This is a genomic window from Kitasatospora sp. NPDC057595, from assembly GCF_042800875.1.
In the GTDB taxonomy this organism is placed as follows: Bacteria; Actinomycetota; Actinomycetes; order Streptomycetales; family Streptomycetaceae; genus Kitasatospora.
Genome location: NZ_JBHVGL010000010.1, coordinates 16,902 through 34,969 on the forward strand (window position 1 = coordinate 16,902; position 18,068 = coordinate 34,969).

Sequence of the window (18,068 nt, forward strand, 5' to 3'; positions counted from 1 at the left end):
TCGCACGTTCGCCCAAAGCCTTCAAAGCACCCTTGCTTGCACGTAAGTGCTGCTACTGTGCCCGAAGTTGAGGTATAGATCTTCTGCGTCCCAATGTGCCCGGCATCCGCTCGAAGGCCGGTGCTGCATGCCTGTGGCCCGTACTGCGGCTCCACCTGTCCGATGCCCACAGCTGTGGGGAGGGTGGTGAGCGCAGCGGCTGCCGACCGGTCCACGCGCGTAGGCGGACCCGGTGCCCTCCCGGCGGCGGACGACCGCGTGCGGGCGACCTGGGTGAAGGGTGCGGCGGTGGGTCGGTCCGCTCCGGTCACTGCGGCGGCCGTGGTGTCTCGTTGAAAGGCGGTCGGCCTCTGGTCGGCGACAGGTGCTGCCATCACGGTGACGGCGGGCGGCTTTGAAGGGTCGGTGCCGGGCTGCGAAGCGCAGTGTGTGCCGGCGCAAGCGAGGTCACGCTCTGGGACAGCTCTGCCGATGGGGTCGTTCCCCTGGACGGCGGAGCGTCAACACGTGGCGGACCAATGTCCTGTAGCCCTCGGAGGGTGTCCTTGGAAGGCTTTGCGGGTGCCTGCGGCTCATGGCCGAGGATTGTGGAGATTGCCGACGGGGCGGTCTCGTCGGACGCCGTCGGTCTCATGACCGGTCGGCTGCCCCTGCAGTCGAGGACTGCGGGAAAGACCGTCGTTTCCGCAGCGGAGCCGCCCGGGTCCTCGGCGAGGGCTTCGAGGGCCGAGATGTCCACGCCGAGGTCTCTCAGTTGTCCGATGCGGGTCATCACGACCGGCTCTCGGTCGTCACCGCGAGCCCTGAAGACAAAGCCGCTCGTGGTGCTCACCGTCGGAGAAGCGTCCGCGAGCGGTGCGGCTCCAGGTTCGCCCGCCGTGCGGCCGAACCGTGCCGCGATCTCTGCCACCATGGCCCGTGTGGCTGCGAGTGGCTTGAAGTCCCACAGAACCTGCTCGATGAACCGGGTCGAGATCTCGACAGGCCGGCCGTCCACCAGGGTGTCGAAGCGCGGGATCCGTTCGCGCATGCGGGTTGCGATTCGAACGTCCAATCCGTGCAGGTCGCCCGAGTAGTCCAGCATGCCGATGTCCACGATCCTCATGAGCGTCAGGTTGCCGTCCACCAGGTCTGCGCGCTGACCGGCGGAGAGCGGCAGCATGTAAGGATTACTGCGGAACGGCGAGGGCCCCCAGACAGCGTCGGAGAATCCTTGGGCGATCGGGATGCGCCAGCCGTCCATCCGGATGGTCTGCGAGACCTGCTCCATCAGTTCGGCTATCGACTTGGATCCGTGGTGGAGGGCGAGGATGAAGTCTCTGTCGCCGATGACTCCGACGGAGCCGCCGCCACCGTCGTGAGCGCAGGCCCGGTCGACGCAGTCACGCAGGATTTCGTACGCGCTTTCGGGTTCGTCCAGGTCGACGGAGACGGTCGTGAAGCCACTGGAATCGGTCACATGACCGTTCTTGAGATACTCCGCCGCCTTCCTTGCACGGGTCTCCTGGCGGGCGTGCCTCCCACCCGGCTCACGGAATGGAAGCCTCTTGTTCTTGCACTCGAGGATCGTGATCCCGGAGCCGGCGGTGGAGACGATGTCACCCACCGCGAGGAGGTGCGTGAGGTCGCAGACGATGGGAACTCTGCCTGCATCAAGGTCCCGGCCGGCCACCGACATGACGAACTCGAAGTCCTCTCCCTGTGAGGAGAGGTGGGGCGGGTCCCGGCGGTCACGTGCCAACTCGCGGATCGCGTGGCGGTTCAGCATCTTCCATGCGAGCGAGTCACCCATGAGCCGCAGAAGGTGCCTGTGGTCGTCTGCCTCTTCGCTGTCCTGCGGCTCCGCAGCCCGGATCTCCTCGGCGATCCGTCTCTGAAGGTCAAAGATGTCCTTCGGGCTGCTCGCGGTGTCCAGTGCCGCGACGAGGGACGCACGAGTGTCCTCGAATGCCATGTGGCTGAGTGTAGTCCTGGCATCCGCCGGTCGTTTCCGGGGCGACAACCGTCCGGGCCGCCGCGCAAGCGACCGGATCGGTCCTGCTGGAGGTCCCCGTTGCGGGTCCGCGTTCTTCCGGTGCGTGTGTGCGCCCTCCCGCCTGTGTCGGCGAGACCGGTACGGCCACCGGCGGCGGCCGCGGTGTGCCGACCGGGGGCGCACGGCCGCGGTCAGGCACGCTGAAAGACACAGCGGGACGCCACGCTCCGGTATCCGGTCCTACGGCCCTCGGACGCCAAGAGGTCGGGCTTTCCGGTCCGCGGGCAGCGGGATAAGGTTTCGACCGACATGGCATCCCAGGACCCCGCACCCGCCGAGCGCCCGCTCTGGCCCTTCTGCGGCCGGGGAGCAGACGCAAGCGACTCTGTCGGCTGCCGCGGGCGCGAAGTCGCGAAGTCCGGTGGGTGCCTGGCACACATGCAGGACGGCCCCCGGGCTGATTACCTCGCTGGCCTTGCCGCAGGTAGCGCTGTCGACCACCGCGGCACCGTCTTCACCCGGGAACTGCTCGAGAGCCTCCTCCACGCAGTGACGGATCCTTCGGAACGCGGGCCCAGGTTCGGGCCGGCACGCTTCAGCGAAGCGACGTTCGAGGCGGCGGCGAACCTCACCAACGCGACTTTCCAGGCGGCGTGGTTCGACAACGCCCGCTTCCGGGCAGGTGCGCAGTTCAACAACACGGTCTTCGGTGACGCGGCCCACTTCTCCGGTGCCCGTTTCGAGGACAGTGCCACCGACTTCCGCGGAGCCGTCTTCGGCAAGGACACTGACTTCACCAGAGCGGCCTTCACTGCCGGTGTGTGGTTCGACCTTGCCCGTTTCGGGCGGGGAGCACGTTTCACCCGCGCCTCGTTCGGCGGCAGCTCCCGCTTCCGCACGGCCCGGTTCGAGGACCGGGCAGACTTCCGCGAGGCCGACTTCTCGGCAGACATCGACTTCACCAAAGCAGCGTTCGGGCCCGAGGCCCGTTTCACGGAGGCAGTGTTCGCCGGAGAGGCCCGCTTCAGCGGCACCGCCTTCGCCGACCACGCACGGTTCAACCGGGCAACGTTCCGAACAGCCTCGATGTTCGGCCCCGTCCTGTGCGCTGGCACTCTCGACCTCGGCGGCGCCGTATTCGGCACCGCCGTGACCGTCTCGGCGACCGCATCGAAAGTGAGCTGCCCCGGTTTTCGTGGAGTCCGCGATTGTGTGATCAAGCGGTTTGCGGGACTTGTTCCAGTTGCACCCAGTAGGTCTGTTCGTATTCGTCGGGCGGGATGTAGCCGAGGGCCGAGTGGAGTCGTTCACCGTTGTACCACGCGACCCACTGGAAGACGGCCCGCTGGACCTCGTCGAAGTCCCGCCATGGCCCCTGGTGTTCGATCAGTTCGGCCTTGAACGTGCCGTTCAGGGCCTCGGCCATCGCGTTGTCGTAGCTGTCCGCGACGGACCCGACCGACGCTGAGGCGCCGGCATCGGCCAATCGCTCTGTGTAGCGAATGGACACGTATTGCGACCCGCGGTCGCTGTGATGAATGAGGCCCGCGTCCTTCTTGATCTTCTGCCGCCACAGGGCCATCTCCAGCGCGTCCAGCGGCAGGTCCGTGCGCATGTGGGTGGCGGCCTGCCAGCCCACGACCCGGCGCGAGTACGCGTCCAGGACGAACGCCACGTAGACCCAGCCCGACCAGGTCCGGATGTAGGTCAGGTCGGCCAGCCACAGCTGGTTCGGGCGCTCGGCGGTGAACCGCCGGTTGACCAGGTCCGGCGGACGCGGGGCGGCCGGTTCCACGACCGTGGTGCGGCGGCGCTGCCCGCGGATGAAGCCCTCGATGCCGAGCTCGCGCATGAGGCGCTCGACGGTGCACCGCGCGACCGCGTGGCCGGCACAGATCAGGGCGCGGGTGACGCGGCGGGCACCGTAGGTGCGACCGGAGTCCTCCCACACGGCCGTGACCAGCGGGATCAGCTCTTCGTCGCGGAGCCGGCGGGCCGACTTCGGCCGCTGCTTGCGCGCGAAGTACGTCGACGGCGACAGGCCCAGCACCCGGCACACGGGATCGACCCCGAAGCCGTCGCGCAGGTGGTCGATCACCTGCTCGGCCTCGTCCGGGGACGGTCGATCTCCTGGGCAAAAAACACGCTGGCGGCCTTGAGGATCTCGTTCGCTCGCCTCAACTCGGCGACTTCTTTACGGAGTTCCTTCAGCTCGTCGCGCTCGGCGGTGGCGAGGCGGTCGTCACGCTCTCCGGCGTCGGCCTCGGCCTGGCGGACCCAGGACCGCAGGGCCTCCTTGTGGATGCCCAGGTCACGGGCCACGTGAGCGACAGGCCGGCCGGTGGACCGGACCTCGCGCACGGCGCGCTCACGGAGCTCATTCGGGTACTTACGTGGTGCTGGCACTGCTCGTGGTTCTCCTTACGCCTGGATCGTAACAAACCCAGACATCAGGGACTCCACGAAAGCCAGAGCAGCTCAATGGCGGCGGCGGCGGGCGGGCAGGTCCAGGCGGGAGGGAATCGCGGTCACTCCCGCACTATGGCGCGCCGCACCCGCCGGCGCCTTCCGTTCCCAGGAACACCGGCCCCGCCGATCATGATCTGCCTTCTGGGCGGCCAAGTAGCGACAACTCTGGTCGCCTACAGTGCAAAGTCGCACGGGGACTCTTGCGAGAAGGGTCAGCGCCACTGGTAAGACGTGGCGGTCATCGCCGGGAGCAGCACGAGCCGCCCGCGGACGAGTTCTGGGCCGGGCTGTCGGGCGAGGACCGGGTCGCCGCCCGCCGGCTCAAGCACGTCGGCGAGCCGGCGGAGGGCGCGACCGCATAGCCGGAGCAGCGCTCGGCAGGGCCGAGGTGTGTGCGGTTTCTATGGGCTGGGACGGCAGGGTCTCGCGGGGGCGGGTCAGCCGGTGACGGTCTCGGCATGCCGGGTGAGCGCGTCCAGGGGCGCGGACCGAGATACTCCCCGTTGTTGGCGGACAGCGGACCGTCCCGGGGCCCGGGGCCCGAGGTCGAAGCGTGCCGACCTGCGGCCGTAGCGCCACCCGCCGGGGTGACCGGCCGTGGCCGGCCAGGATCCGGGGTGGTGGCGACAGCTCGTTGCATCGCCCGGCGGAACCGTCCGACTCGGCCATCATCCGCTGGTCACACCGTTCCCGGCGTGGGTCTCGACGTCGCTGTACCCGACATCGCGAAGCATCATCCGTGATCACCTTTCACTCGGGACTGCGTCCGCACGGGAACGACCTTGGCCGGTTTTCCGGCCGCGGGGCAGACGGCGGGGAGGTGGATCCCTACGCTGGGCGTCCATGTCGATCACCGCCTCGGCGATGGGGCGTGCGCGCCTCCTCGCGGTCCTGACGCTCCTCCTCACCCTGATGGGTCTCGGCGGGCAGGCCTTCGCCGCCGACACCGCGCAGCCGCACTTCACGGCGACCGTTGACGACACCACTCTGACAGCAGGCCAGATCGGCACACTGAGTGTGACGTTCACCAACCGCCAGGACCAGCCGGTGACCTTCCTCTACGCGACGGTGAACTCCATCGCTGTGAACGCTTCGTGGCCCGGGGTCCGGCACGAGTTCGTGAGCTGCGCGGGCGGCGCCAGTTGGTGCAGTGCCGTGCCCGACAGCGCGAGCTTCAACCTGATGCACCCGCAGGTGCCGATCCTGCCGGGCGAGAGTCGCACCGTGGCCTTCGGCTACCGCTTCACCGCAGGTTCGGACTGCACCACCGGCGCTCAGTTCGGCTTCTGGGTGCAGTACTTCTACTACGAGTACGGCGCGGACACCTACCAGTCCGCCCAGAGCCTGACCCCGCCCACCATCGTCACCCTGGTCTGCCCGACCGCGGCGTAACACCCTCGGGCTTCCGTCCGGAAGCGGATGGCGTCCTGTCGCCTCCCGCCCGCCACCCTGCCGCCGGTGGCGGTGGGCGGAGCGGGTGTCGGGGTTATCCAGGACGTCGGTCTCCGCCGTGACCGCGACCTTTCCTGCGGCCCGCCGCCCGGTCGGCGGACGGCCGGGCGGCGACCGTGCGAGCAGCGGGCGGACGACGGCCAGATCGCTACCTGAGGCATGTGCGGCACAGCGGCTCTGGAGAAACCTGCTGGCCAGGTGCGCGGTGCGGGTCGGTCCCGGTACGACCGCCAGTCGGGCGAGCCGTTCACCGACGGACCTGGTGCCCGACCGTCGAGCACAACAGGCGCCGCGAGCACCGCCGGAGCAGCCGCTCGCGCATCCTGCCCGTTCTGCCCGTTCGGGCGCCGCAGGGCGTGTCGTTGATCTTCAGCGCGTGTGTGACGTCGTACCGGGCGCGTGGATCCTGCCCGGTTTGACCTGGTCAAGAGCCTGGTCTTCCCGGGACCGGGATCACCCGTGGACGGGAAGGAGCCGCCGGACCTTCCCGGCGGCGGCGAGGCCCTGATCGAGCGCCAGGCGCAGGAGGGTGAGGGCGTCGGTGGGGGTGGCGGACAGCAGGGGGATGCCATCGGCGGCGTCGGCGAGGTGGGCCGCGCGCTCACCTCGGCCGCGCAGGACCGGCCGCTGCCCGACTGGGCCGCCGACGCCGGCCGCACCGAGGACGTCCGCCAGCGCCGGGCCCGCCCGGCGCTGCTGGAGGCCGTAGCCCGCCACCGCCACGGCCCCCTGCCCGACGAGGAACCCGGCGACCGGCCATGGTGATCACCGATGCCCGGGGCACGGAAGAATGGGCCGGGTGACCAGCAGCCAGCACCTCCCGCGGGGCCTCACCTCCCTGATCCCCGACGCCCGCGCCCAGGCCACCCCCGCCGAGCGCGCCGCCTCCCAGCTCCTCCACCTGCGCGACGCCACCGTGCCGGTGCCGGTCCTCGCCGCGGCCGCGGAACTGATCGCCCCCCAGCTGAAGAGCGAGGACCCGGCGACCCGGGAAGCGGCCACCGCCGTCCACGTCCGGCTGATCGCCGCGATCGACGGCGCCGCCCCGGGACGGTAGCCGGCCCGATGTCCCGCCCCTGTCCCAGCTCACCGCTGCATGCTCTGACTAGGCAGAACAGGGGGGACTGTCCTAGTACTGCAACGGTGCTTACCGTGACGAGGCTTCAGCCGTCGGGCTGTGGCCTCGTCTCTTGTAGTGGCTGATCCGGGCCTGGTGCTGCCGTCGGCGGCGCCAGCGGGACCAGTGCAGGACGTGGGCGATGCTGCGGCGGACTGGCTGGGCGAGGCGGGTGACCAGGCGGCGGATTTCGGGGACGGTCAGCGGTATAAGGTCTGGCGTTCGAGCGGGTCCAGCCCCTTTTCGAGCTGCTGGGCGCGCAGGACGGTGAGGTAGGCGTGGACGGCCATGGCGAGTGTGATGTGCCGGTACCAGCCCTGGTGGCGACGGACCTGGTAGTCGTCCAGGCCGCACTGGCCCTTGGCGCTCTGGAAGCACTCCTCGATCGCCCAGCGGGCACCCGCGACGGCGACCAGCTCGTTCAGGGTGGTGTCGGCGGGCGCGTAGGCGATGTAGTAGGCGACCTTCGTCGGATCGGTGATGCTGCGGCGGGCGAGCACCCAGTGCCGCCGGTCCGGGCGATGCCAGGGACGGACCTCCACGCGGGCCCAGTCGTAGATCCGCGGGCCGTGGGCGCCTTCACCGCACGAGCGGCGCTTCCACTTCTGCCGGGACAGGCCCGCCACCAAGTCGTGAAGCCGGTGGTCCATCGCCCACCGGGTGACGACCGTGTCGTGGCGGGTGGTGGCCACGACGTGGAAGACGTCGGCCTGTTCGAGCTCGGTGCGCCAGCCCTTGCTGTTGCCGTAGCCGGCGTCCGCGGTCACCCACCGGAACGGGATCCCGTCGTCGATCGCCCGGCGGACCATTGCCCGGGCGAGCTGGTGCTTGGTCGCGAACTCGACCTCGTCGCCGATCCCGGCGGCCCGGCAGCGCTCGCGGTCGTCGGTCCAGGACTTCGGCAGGTAGAGCGCCCGGTCGATCAGGGTCCGGCCAAGCCGTCCGGAGTAGGCGAGGAAGACGCCTACCTGGCAGTTCTCGGTGCGGCCGGCGGTGCCCGAGTACTGCCGCTGGACACCGGCCGACCGCACGCCCTTCTTCAGGAACCCGGTGTCGTCCACGATCAGCACGCCGCCGGGGTCGGCCAGGTGCTCGACGACGTACTCGCGCACGTCGTCGAGCACCCCGTCCGCGTCCCAGTCGATCCGGTTCAGCAGCCGTTGGATCCGGTCCGGCCCGCCGTGACCGGCCTCCTCGGCCACCGTCCAGCCGTTCTTGCGTTCCAACGGCGCCAGCAGACCCCGCATATACGCCAGCGCGGACTCCCGTGACTCACTCCGCGCGAACCGCTTCGCAAACCGCTCGTGCAGCCCAGCCAACCCATCCGACCAGAAACGAGCATCGACCTCTGATATCTCCCCACCCATGAACAGCCCAACGAGTGAACCCAACGGACGTCACGGTAAACACCGTTGCAGTACTAGGACTGTCCCACCCTGGATCCACCGGCTCGAGCTTCCAGAGGTTCAGGGGGTGGAGCCTTCAGACGGGGGAAGCAGGCACGGTGTGATGACCCGCAGGTACATGAGGTCGCCGGTGCCCGCGGTGGACGCGGTCGCGGTGTACCGACTGCTGGGGTGGAAGGCGTCGACGAGGGCGTCCGGCTTGCCGTCCACGGTTTCGCGATAGCCCTCCTCTGTCAGGCCCTCGCCGATCAGCATGTCGCGGATCCTCCGGACCGCTTCCGGGTGCTGGGCGCGCGGCACGTGGCTGTCGACGCTGTACATCAGGATGTACCGGTCGTCGGAGGCGCTCTCGCCGTTCTTCCCGGTGCACGGGGTGAAGAGCGCGTCGACGGTCGCCGGGTCGGGCTCGATCCCGGCGGTGCGGGCCATGTGCTCGGTGATCTGCTGGGCCCAGGTCTGGGCGTCGGCCTTGGACTTCACGGGTGGCGGGTCACTCCTGTCGGGATGGGCGGACGAGCACCCGCCGAGCAGCGCGATCAGGAGCGCGGCGGCGGTGATCCGCGCGGAGGTGCGGGATGCGCTGGCAGTCATGGTGCTCCAGGGTCGGCGGTCGACTGGACTGGCTGCGGGGTCAGTGCGGGATGGTGGGGGCGAGGGTCGGCGGGCGGCCGGCGATGATCCGTCCCTGGTTGAGGAGGGTTTCGCTTGCCCCGCCGGGGCCCATGTTCCAGTAGCCGCCGTGTCCGGCGGTGTCGACCTTGATGTGCTGGGCCCCGAATATCCCGTACTGGGGGCCCTCGCCGAACACAGTGCCAGTGGCCGTCTGGATGAAGTCGTCCTTGGCCGTGCCGACCCAGACGTGCTTCGGGTCGATGTTGAGCTCCGAGGCCCTGTCGACCCCCATGCCGGGGCTGCCCAGCGCGATGATGTCGTCGGCGTTCACGCCACCGTCCCGCGCGGCCGCGCCCACGACATAGGTCCCGTAGCTGTGTCCCATCAGGGTCAGGTGCGAACAGACGCCGTTGTCGCCCTCGGCCACCCGCAGGCCCTTGGTGAAGTTGCGCAGGAGCGGCGCCCCCGCGTCCCCCCGGTCGGTCTGGGCCACGGTGCCGTTCAGCCAGTTCGGTGTCTCGTAGCCCAGCCACGACACGACGGCCACGTCCCCGTTGCGTTCGTCCTCGGCCGCCTTCTGCAGACGCCGGATGTGGTCCATCTGCCCCGGCACTCCGGCGAGCACGGTCCCGGTGCCCGGCACGAAGATCGCCGTGTGCTGCGATTTGTCGGGGTTTCCCGTCGAGACGACGGCCCGGCCGTTGTGCGCGTCGGGATCGATTCCCAGGAGGAACATCTGGTGCTTCTCGGGGTTCCCGTCGGACGCCGTCAGCTTCCTCCTGATCTCCTCCATCGCCCTGATCCGCGCGTTGTACTCGTCCTCGTCGACACCGAAGTCGCCGGGCTTTCCGGTGCGGTAGGCGTCCAGCTTCTCGTCGAGGACCAGGCGGTTTGCCTCGTCGCGGACGGTCGCGGGCAGCCCGTCCAGCGTGCCGATCCGGTCGGGGTGCAGGGCCAGATAGGCGTCCTGCTGCTCGGGGGTCAGTCCCTTCCACCACGCCGCGGACTGCTCCGGGTCCTTGCCGTCCGGAATGTAGGGATCGACCAGTCCGAGGTCCTGCATCGCGGCGGCGGCCGCGTTCTTCGCCCCGGCGAGCGCCCCGTTCACCTTGGCCGGGTCGAGGGCGCCCGAGCTGAGCCGTCCCAGGGCCGTATTGCCTTGGTCGCTGGCGGTCTGGGCGTCCTTCAGCGCGGCGTCGATCCGGCTCTGGAAGCCCTTCATGTCCCAGCCGAGCTGCTGGCGCGCCTTCTGCGCGTCCGGGTCGTTGTGCTCGCCCTCCCCCTCGGGCGGGAGGTTGACGACTCCGTCGGCGGACACGCTCAGGCCGGCGTCCACGGCCCGGTTCACGGCGTTGGTGAGGTTGGTCTGCGCCTGGTGCATCCGGTCGGCGACGGTGTTGAGGACCAGAGCGGCGGTGCCCGCTTCCATCTTGACGATGTTCAGCTGCTGCTCGGTCTTCCCCATGAACGAGACTGCGGCCTTGGCGTCGTCGCCTTCCCAGTTGCCGGCCAGCGGCCCGTTGACCTGGCTGCGGTGCCGCTGGCCGGCGCTCTCCACCGCGTGCCCCAGCGCCGTCCAGGCCTTCGCTGCGTCGTGCAGGCCGTGGGGGTCGAACTTCATCAGGAGCGCGTAGAGGCTCACTTGCCCGCCTGCGGTGCAGCCAACGTACCGGCGACCGCGCGCTCGGTGGCCTCGTGGGCCGCGGCGTTGGCGTCCAGGTTGGTCGCGGTGTCCGCAAGACGCCGACGCAGGTCGGCGAGCGGCTTCGACCAGCCGCTCCCCAGCTGCCCCAGCCCGCCGGCGATCGACCAGCCGGTGAGCTGGCCAGCGACGGTCTCGCTGGTGGTCACCGCGCTCCGGACCGGCGCGTCCAGCTCCTCTCCCAGTCCCTTCGCGATACCTGCGGACGCCCGCAGATCCGCCGCCTTCACCACGACGTTCGCAGTGGCGTTGTCAGCCACGTGGGTTCCCCTCCCCGAAGATGAATGCCCAGCCCCGCTCCCCACGGAATGCTAGGCAGGCAGTGTGCGCTCCGCATCCGTACAGATAGTCAGATGCTACGGCCACGCCCGACACGCACCCGGGACTTCCCGAGAATCCACCGCTCCGCCCGCCTCACCCGGGCACCGCCACCACGGGACGAGGCTTGGACGGACCGTCCACGGCCGGGTCGGCCCGCCCACCGACGCCCCGCCTACAGGTGCGGGCCCACCCGCAACACCGTGCCGACGCCGCCGTCCCGGCCGCCGCACGCCCACGCACAGTGGATCCGCCAGGCGGCCCCTGGTCGATGTAAAACGTCCACGCCGCCGTGCCGCGGTGGCTGCGCAGGCCCGAGGTGGTGCGGGTCGGAGGCCAGCTGCTCCCGTGCCTGGCGAACCCGATGCAGCTGGCGCGGGTCGGCAGCAGGCGGTCCGGCTCGGCCAGCGGCTCCGGCCAGGGCTACCGGGGCGCCGCCCGACACCCCGGCCATCGAGCCGCAGACCGGCCCCACCCCGGACGGCATCACCGCCGAAGCCTGGCGCCGACACGTGAGCGCCGGCCGCGACGCGATCACCCAGCAGCGCGTCGCTCAGCTCGGGATCAATGTGCTCGCCCTCGCTGTACCGGCCTGTGCCTCCGACCGCCAGGCCGCGGACGCCGGCCTCGCCCGCCTCGCGAACGACACGGCATCACCACCGAGGAACCCCTCCCCTGCCGCCGCTACGCCCTCTCCGGGGACGTGCGGGCGATGGACGGCTGGCGCCGATCTCGCGCCGGGATCCAGCCGGTGCTGCTGGAGCCGTCCGGCCGCTAGGACCAACTGCGCGAGGTCACCTGCGAGGACATCATCGCCGTGGGGCCGAGGCCTAACGGCGAGGTGTGCGCAGGGTGACCCAACTGCTCGCAGTGGCGGCGAGGACGACGACGGCGATGCCGGCTCCGGCCGCGAGAAGGTAGGGAAGACGGCTGTCGAGGTGGTCCTCGTTGATCCGCAGGTAGGTGATGCCGACCATCGTGGAGGCGAGGGTGGCCAGTGCTGCGGAGATGGCCGCAGCAAGGAGGGCTTCGGTGTATTGGACGGCTGTCAGCCGGCCGCACGCCATACCGAGGGCCCGTAGGGCGAACCACTCGCGGCGGCGTCCGCCGTCCTCGGTGACGGCCAGCAGGGCGCCGATGACGGTGATCGCGGCGGCGACGGTCAGTCCGAGCAGGACCCAGTTGCCGGTGCTGTCGGTGACTTCCGACCACTGGTAGGCGTTCTCGAGCCGGAAGGCGGGTGAGGAGGACACCACCCAGGTCCTGGCCTCCTCCCAGGCCCGCACGTCCACGGCGACCCGCAGGTAGGCGGCAATCTGGAACGGGTCGCCGAGTTCAGCCAGGGCGGGGTCGTCGGGCGGCAGCACCATGACGGCCACGACCGGCGTGTCCAGGTCGGCGGGGAGATCGAGCGTTGTCGCGGCGGGCGGAACACTCGCCTGCCGGGTCCGGTCGGTGGATCGTAGGAGCAGGTTCCCATTGAGGTCCGGCGGGCTTGGCGCCACGGGTTCCCCGTCCACTGCGAGCGGGCCGCCGGCCCGCAGCATCATCCGGCCGCCGACGCAGTCGGGAAGCGCCCGGGCGAAGAGTTCCTCCAGCTGACGGCAGCCGGCGACGAGCGCGGTGTGCGCGGGACGGATGGCCGGGTCCTGAGCGGGAGACCACAGGGCGACGGCGGGCACCAGGCCGTGCACGGCCGCCGGAGGATCGGGTGTACGCAGGGGAACAACTTCCAGGGTCTCGGCTCTGGCCAGCAGGTCGGTGTGGCCGGCGGCGAGCGCCTGTTCGACCCAGGGCAGGTTGGGCTGGGCCATGACCTGGGAGACAGGTTGGGCTGCGCCGACCGCGAAGACGGCGATCCCGACCATTCCGGCGACGCGGAAGCGGGACTGCGGGTCCGCTGCCATCCGCCGCATCGCCAGCAGCCACACCACGCCAGCCTCGACCCGTCCGAGGAGCCGGGCCAGCCGCTGGCCCGCCCAGGCGGCGGCGCTGGGAAGGCCGGCGCCGAGCAGCACGATTGCCGCCCACAGCAGCGGGTCGCGCGGCTTGTGGCGGGAGTAGGCGACTGCCAGAAGGAGCAGTCCGGCGCCGAACAGCAGCGCCACCCACGGGCTGGTGAGCCGCACCGGCCGCAGGAACCGGACCTCGCGCGAGGCGCGGTCGGAGCCTGAGGCGGTGGCCGCGCCGAGCGATCCGGCGAGCGCGGCCACACCCAGGACGGTGAGAACCGACTGCCATGCGGGGACGCGCAGATCAGTGCCGAACAGCCAGCGGCCGGTCACGGGAAGGGCAAACATGTCCGGCAGCAGGAACGGCCAGGCGAGCGCGGCGGCGAACGCGCCGGCCGCGACCGGCGCGGCCGTCTCCAGCGCCCCGGCCAGCCGGGCCTGCGCTGCGGGCAGGCCGAGCAGGCGCAGTGCCTGGTAACGGGTGGTGCGGACATGGCGGCCGAATCGGCTGGCGGTCAGAACGAGCGCGACGGCGGGCATGACCAGGAAGAGCATGCAGCCGAGCGCCGGGTACCAGCCGAGTCCGCCGCCACTCTCGCCGCCGAAGCCCGTCAGCGGGCCCTGCAGGGTTCCCAGTTCCCCGGGAGCGACGCCGATGTAGGCGATGAGTTGGCCCGCGCTGCCGACGGCACGGGGCGGGAGGACCTCGGTGTCGGTGCCGACGAACCACTGTCCGAGGGAGGTGGGGGCCTGGCGGATCAGCCGGTCGAGCGCGGGCGAGACCAGGGCCCGCCCGGGGCTCGGCCAGGCGGTGACGCCGGGCGGGAGAGGGCCGCGGGCGTACGGGTCGGCGACCCGCACGATCTTTATCCGGTGGCCGCGGTAGTCGTGTTCCACCTCGCTCCAGCCGGTCTCGGCCACGCCCGGGCGGCTGAGTACCGGTACCCCGCCGTAGCCGGTCTGCGGACCGAAGACCGGCACCGCCGCAGCGGTGCGGGCGCTCTCGCGGCCCTTCAACGACGCCGCACCAGCCGCGGCCAGCACCCCCAGCGCGGCGACCGCTCCGACCAGGGCGAGCAGGACGATCCTGCGTCGCGCCTGGCGCGACAGCACCGCCCGCCAAGCGACCGCCACCGCCGCCGGTACTGTGGCTGTCGGCCTCATGCCGGCTCCACCATCCGTCCTGCGGCCAGCACCACGGTGCGGTCGGTGCGCGCCGCCAGGTGCCGGTCGTGGGTAACCAGCACCACCGCCGCTCCGTGCTCCCGGGCCTGTTCCAGCAGCAGGCCGAACACCACCTCGGAGTTGCGGTCGTCCAGGGCTCCCGTCGGCTCGTCCGCGAACACCACGTCCGGGCGGTGCACCAGCGCCCGCGCGATCGCCGCCCGTTGCAGCTCTCCCCCCGATACCTCGCCGACCGTCCGGCGCCCCAGCCCTCCGATCCCCAGCGCCTCCAACTGCCCGGCGGCCCGCCGCCGGGCCTCCTTGGCCCTCATCCCTTGCAGGCGCAGCGGCAGGGAGACCTTCTCCAGCAGAGTCAACTCCGGTACGAGGTCGCCGAACTGGAAGACGAAGCCGAAGTGCGAGCGACGCAGCTCGTCGCGCTGTCGGACCGTCATGGCCTCGACTGGCCGATCGCGGAACAGGACGCTGCCGGTGTCGGCGAGCAGGAGCCCGGAGAGACAGTGCAGCAGGGTGGTCTTCCCCGATCCGGAGGACCCCACCACACCCACCACCTCTCCGGGGTCGACGCTCAGGTCAACGCCGGCCACCGCGGCCGCCGGGCCGTAACTCAGGTGCAGGGCCCGGGCTTGCAGCACTGGTGGCACGCGTTCACTCCTTACGAGGACTTGGTGGTTGGTTGGTCAGGTGTTGGTGGCGGTGACCCACCCGGAGCAGATGTCCGGGTCGTTCTGGCGCTCCTTGCAGACGTGGAAGTAGATGTACGGGCTGGTTACGGTGACACCGGAATAGCCCCAGTTGGTGTTGATGTCCTGCTGGCGGGAGATCCGGCTGCTGGCCGAGTGGTTCGCGTTGAACGAGTAGTCGACGTAGCAGTAGTCGCTGTCGTTGTTGTCCGCGTCTCGGATGCCGAACCAGTTGTTGGCATCGAGCCACTGAGCCTGGCACTGGCCGTTGGAGGCGTTTGATGACGCCGCTGTCGGCGGCGAGTGCCTGACCGGGCATCATCCCCAGCCCCAGGGCCAGTGCGGCCACTCCGACGGCGCCGCGCCGTATCCAGCGGCCGGTCTACTTCGAGCCCTTCATGAACACCCCTCCGAGAGTCGCCCATGTGGTTCATGGGTGCGTACACACGCTAGGCACCTCGAAAGGAAACTACAGGAAGCCTTCAAGTCATTACAGTTAGTCACTAGGGATACGCATGAAGCGGTCGAAATGGTCCCGCATCGATGTCAAACCAATCGCGGAAGGCGGCTGTGGCGACACCACACACCTGGCTGCGGAGCCGCCGCGCCGGGTTCCGATCAGCGCCTGGTTTGGCCTGAACCCGACGCCGGAATCGGCATGAGCGGTGCGGTCGTGGACCTTCAGATCGCCTACGGGGGTGACGAAGAAGCCGACGACGAGCGCAAGGCGCGGCTGTTCTCGGGAGAACACCCGGCCTGCGCTGCGGCTGGTGCGCGGCGGCTCTTGAACACGCTGCGAATCCGTACCTTCGGGGATCAGGGTGAGCGGGACACCTTCGCGGGCCAGGGCGGCCTGCATCTCGAGTTCGGAGCTGTAGCCGAGCGATGTTGGGGTGGAGGCGGTAGCGGTAGCCCGCGGTCAGCGGCTTGTCGACGTGCTGGTGGGCTCTGGCCGGGCTCCGCGTCACGCCTTCGGGAGCGTTATCCCCAGTTCGAGCATGGCGGGCGAGGCGGGGCCGCCTTCGGAGCGTTCAGTCTTGTAGCCCTTGATGCGGGGGGCGACGGTGTGGGGGTCTACGGCTTCGGAGGGGGCGCCGGTGCAGTAGAGGCCGTCGGGGTCCTGGTCGCGGTCGTGGGGTAGGAGCCAGAAGACTCGGCGCCGGAAGGTGCCGGAGGCTCGGGAGGACTTGGCGTCGGGGCCGAGAATCGCGTAGCCGACCATGCGGCCGTCGCGGTGGTAGGCGGGTCGGCCGCGGCGGGTGGTGAGCCGGTCGAGGGACTGGCGGACGTAGTCGAGCCGTGTGGTGTCCTCGATCCAGACGAGGTCGGTTTCGTGGGCGAGCTCGGCTGGGTCGATCAGCGCGCTCACGTGGTGTGCTCCTCTGTGTCGTCGGTGGTGAGGCCGATGCCCGGGTAGAACTTCCTCGAGTTGGACAGGACCATCTGCTTGGGGGAGGTCATACCCAGTGTCTCGCGTACTCGTGCGGCGAAGGCACGGGCTGAGACCGGGTTGGCTCCTTCGAAGCCGCACCAGCGGGTGTAGGCGCTGTAGAGCTGGGCCTGCTCGGCGCGCATGCCTTCGCCTGTGCGGCAGGCCTCGGTGAGGAAGCGGCCGACGTGGTCCTCGGTCTCGGCGTAGGCGGTAGTGGCGGTCTGCACGGCCTGGGGGCCGGTGAGGTCCTTCTCGCCGTCGAAGTAGCGTCGGGCGCCGTCGATGAGCCAGGCGAGGAGCCGGGGCCCCTTCGGCAACGAGGACATACGCCAGGTTGTCGATCTCGCGTTCCTCGGGGACGACACGTTCGAAGGGGATCAGACGCATGCGGCGCCAGAAAGCAAAGCCGCCGGTGCCGACCTCGGGCCGATGGTTGCCGAGCAGCCACAGCTTGTGGGCGGGGGTGAAGCTGAAGAAGTCCTGGCGCATGCGGCGGGCCTTGATCTTGTCGCCGCCGGTCAGGAGCTTGACGCGGGCTTCGTCCAAGCGGTCGCCGGGCTTGAGCTCGGAGCACACAATGATGCGCAGGCCATGAACAGCCACCAGCAGGGCGAGGCTGTGGTAGCCCGAGGACAGTCCCTCGAGGGGGACCTGCTCGTGGATCGGGATGCCAGGCAGGATCCGGTCCCGGGCGGGGACGGCATCGGTGTGGTGTCGACATCGATGACGACCAGGCGGGCCGGGCCGCACGACACCGCGGCGCCGAAGCCGGGGTTGACCTGCCACCAGGCGGTGAGGAGGTCCTGGTCCAGGGTCGCGGCGTGGAAGCCGTGGCACCAGCGGCCGGCGGACAGGCACGGGCAGGTCGCCGGGACGTGGCCGTTCTCTCGGCAGGGGGCGACGGTCAGCGACTGGGGCTGGTGGCCCGTTCGGTCGCCCCCCACGGCCTTCGGCGCCGTCACGCTGGTCCCTCCCCGTGGTCAGTAGCTGCTGTCTGTTGGGTCGCTGAGTGAGTCGCTGCGCCATATGCCCAGGTCAGAGACCCCTTGAAGGAGAATCAACGACCGAAGCGACTCAAGCCCAGAACAGAGCCCACATAGGCTAGCTGCTGCTGCGGTGCGGCCCGGGCTGGGGCCGACGGATGGGTTGTCGCGGCCACCCTGTCTGGCTTTGTTCGCGACTCGCGGTTCTGGTCCAACTTCGCCGAGAACCTCGGGACACCGGCCTCCAGGGCGATCCGACGGACCACCTTCGACCAGGTCCACAGGGTCAGCGGCTGTCCGTGGTTGCGCCGGGACTCCGACAGGAACAGTGGCCCCCTGGCCCGGCTGACCGTGGCCCGGTGGGCGAGGTAGGCCGACATCAGCACGCCGGTCGACGCCGAGTACGGCACCACCCGCTCCAGCCGGTTCTTCGTCGTCTCCGCCCGCACCCTCAGTGTCCGGTGGGCCGGATCGAGGTCGTCGGTCCGCAGCGAGCACAGCTCCTCTCGCCTCAGCCCGGCATCGTAGGCCAGGGCCAGCATCACCCGGTTGCGGACCGGCTCCTCCCGCGCGACCTGCAGGATCCCCAGCCACTGCTGTTCGCTGGGGATCCACGGCAGCTTCGTGAGCCGCGGCACCAGTCCGCGCTGCTGCCCGCCCCTGTGGCGCCCCGGGGTGTAGCGGCCGACCCCGAGTCGATCGCCACCACGTTCGCACCACGACGGTGCGGCCGTGACATCAACTCCCGCACGTAGACCGCGATATGGGTGCGGTTCGCGATG

15 protein-coding genes and 2 pseudogenes are annotated in these 18,068 nt (G+C 70.2%); 4 read left to right on the forward strand and 13 right to left on the reverse strand.

All coding sequences use genetic code 11. The features are described from left to right. Positions 1-373 precede the first annotated feature (373 nt). Positions 374-1,954, reverse strand: coding sequence for a hypothetical protein (locus ACFU9E_RS16990; RefSeq protein WP_380682160.1), 1,581 nt, complete (start codon positions 1,952-1,954; stop codon positions 374-376). Positions 1,955-2,413: 459 nt separating this feature from the next. Here ACFU9E_RS16990 and ACFU9E_RS16995 point away from each other — a divergent pair. Then, positions 2,414-2,965: pseudogene (locus ACFU9E_RS16995) on the forward strand (pentapeptide repeat-containing protein); the annotation flags it as partial. A gap of 226 nt (positions 2,966-3,191) precedes the next feature. Here ACFU9E_RS16995 and ACFU9E_RS17000 read toward each other — a convergent pair. Next, a protein-coding gene (locus ACFU9E_RS17000; protein ID WP_380682161.1) for an IS3 family transposase occupies positions 3,192-4,381 on the reverse strand; the annotation gives its coding sequence in 2 pieces (ribosomal slippage) (positions 3,192-4,117 and positions 4,117-4,381; 1,191 coding nt in all). Between the two features lie 906 nt (positions 4,382-5,287). Between ACFU9E_RS17000 and ACFU9E_RS17005 the strand changes: the two genes are divergently transcribed. The 3 genes from ACFU9E_RS17005 to ACFU9E_RS17015 all read left to right on the forward strand — a co-directional run bounded on the left by ACFU9E_RS17005 (position 5,288) and on the right by ACFU9E_RS17015 (position 6,953). Further along, positions 5,288-5,836 carry a hypothetical protein gene (locus tag ACFU9E_RS17005; protein WP_380682162.1) on the forward strand — a complete coding sequence of 183 codons (549 nt, stop codon included), beginning with the start codon at positions 5,288-5,290 and terminating at the stop codon, positions 5,834-5,836. 519 nt (positions 5,837-6,355) lie between these two features. After that, positions 6,356-6,661: a hypothetical protein gene (locus ACFU9E_RS17010; RefSeq protein WP_380682163.1), complete on the forward strand. Its 306-nt coding sequence runs from the start codon at positions 6,356-6,358 to the stop codon at positions 6,659-6,661. Positions 6,662-6,695: 34 nt separating this feature from the next. Beyond that, positions 6,696-6,953: a hypothetical protein gene (locus ACFU9E_RS17015; protein ID WP_380682164.1), complete on the forward strand. Its 258-nt coding sequence runs from the start codon at positions 6,696-6,698 to the stop codon at positions 6,951-6,953. 260 nt (positions 6,954-7,213) lie between these two features. On the opposite strand, the gene ACFU9E_RS17020 is transcribed toward ACFU9E_RS17015, so the two are convergent. The 11 genes and pseudogenes from ACFU9E_RS17020 to ACFU9E_RS17070 form a co-directional block, all read right to left on the reverse strand. Beyond that, positions 7,214-8,380, reverse strand: a complete 1,167-nt coding sequence (locus ACFU9E_RS17020; protein WP_380690319.1) for an IS701 family transposase — start codon at positions 8,378-8,380, stop codon at positions 7,214-7,216. Positions 8,381-8,479: 99 nt separating this feature from the next. Then, positions 8,480-9,010 carry a hypothetical protein gene (locus tag ACFU9E_RS17025; RefSeq protein ID WP_380684697.1) on the reverse strand — a complete coding sequence of 177 codons (531 nt, stop codon included), beginning with the start codon at positions 9,008-9,010 and terminating at the stop codon, positions 8,480-8,482. A gap of 40 nt (positions 9,011-9,050) precedes the next feature. Further along, positions 9,051-10,652, reverse strand: coding sequence for an alpha/beta hydrolase (locus tag ACFU9E_RS17030; RefSeq protein ID WP_380684698.1), 1,602 nt, complete (start codon positions 10,650-10,652; stop codon positions 9,051-9,053). Positions 10,653-10,669: 17 nt separating this feature from the next. Next, positions 10,670-10,993, reverse strand: a complete 324-nt coding sequence (locus ACFU9E_RS17035; protein WP_380684699.1) for a hypothetical protein — start codon at positions 10,991-10,993, stop codon at positions 10,670-10,672. A gap of 888 nt (positions 10,994-11,881) precedes the next feature. After that, on the reverse strand, positions 11,882-14,167 hold the full coding sequence (locus ACFU9E_RS17040; RefSeq protein WP_380684701.1) for a hypothetical protein: 2,286 nt from the start codon (positions 14,165-14,167) through the stop codon (positions 11,882-11,884). After that, a complete protein-coding gene (locus ACFU9E_RS17045) occupies positions 14,164-14,832 on the reverse strand; it encodes an ABC transporter ATP-binding protein (protein ID WP_380684702.1) in 669 nt (222 codons plus the stop codon). The genes ACFU9E_RS17040 and ACFU9E_RS17045 overlap by 4 nt, the downstream gene beginning before the upstream one ends. Positions 14,833-15,367: 535 nt before the next feature. After that, a complete protein-coding gene (locus ACFU9E_RS17050; RefSeq protein WP_380684703.1) occupies positions 15,368-15,730 on the reverse strand; it encodes a hypothetical protein in 363 nt (120 codons plus the stop codon). A gap of 105 nt (positions 15,731-15,835) precedes the next feature. Next, a complete protein-coding gene (locus ACFU9E_RS17055; RefSeq protein WP_380684704.1) occupies positions 15,836-16,240 on the reverse strand; it encodes a DUF6009 family protein in 405 nt (134 codons plus the stop codon). After that, positions 16,237-16,909, reverse strand: a pseudogene (locus ACFU9E_RS17060) (phage/plasmid primase, P4 family); the annotation flags it as partial. The pseudogene ACFU9E_RS17060 and the gene ACFU9E_RS17055, both read right to left, overlap by 4 nt. Further along, positions 16,822-17,265 (reverse strand): bifunctional DNA primase/polymerase, encoded by a 444-nt coding sequence (locus tag ACFU9E_RS17065; protein ID WP_380684705.1) that lies wholly within the window; start codon positions 17,263-17,265, stop codon positions 16,822-16,824. The gene ACFU9E_RS17065 and the pseudogene ACFU9E_RS17060, both read right to left, overlap by 88 nt. A gap of 95 nt (positions 17,266-17,360) precedes the next feature. Further along, positions 17,361-17,924: a tyrosine-type recombinase/integrase gene (locus ACFU9E_RS17070; RefSeq protein ID WP_380684706.1), complete on the reverse strand. Its 564-nt coding sequence runs from the start codon at positions 17,922-17,924 to the stop codon at positions 17,361-17,363. Between the last annotated feature and the right edge of the window lie 144 nt (positions 17,925-18,068).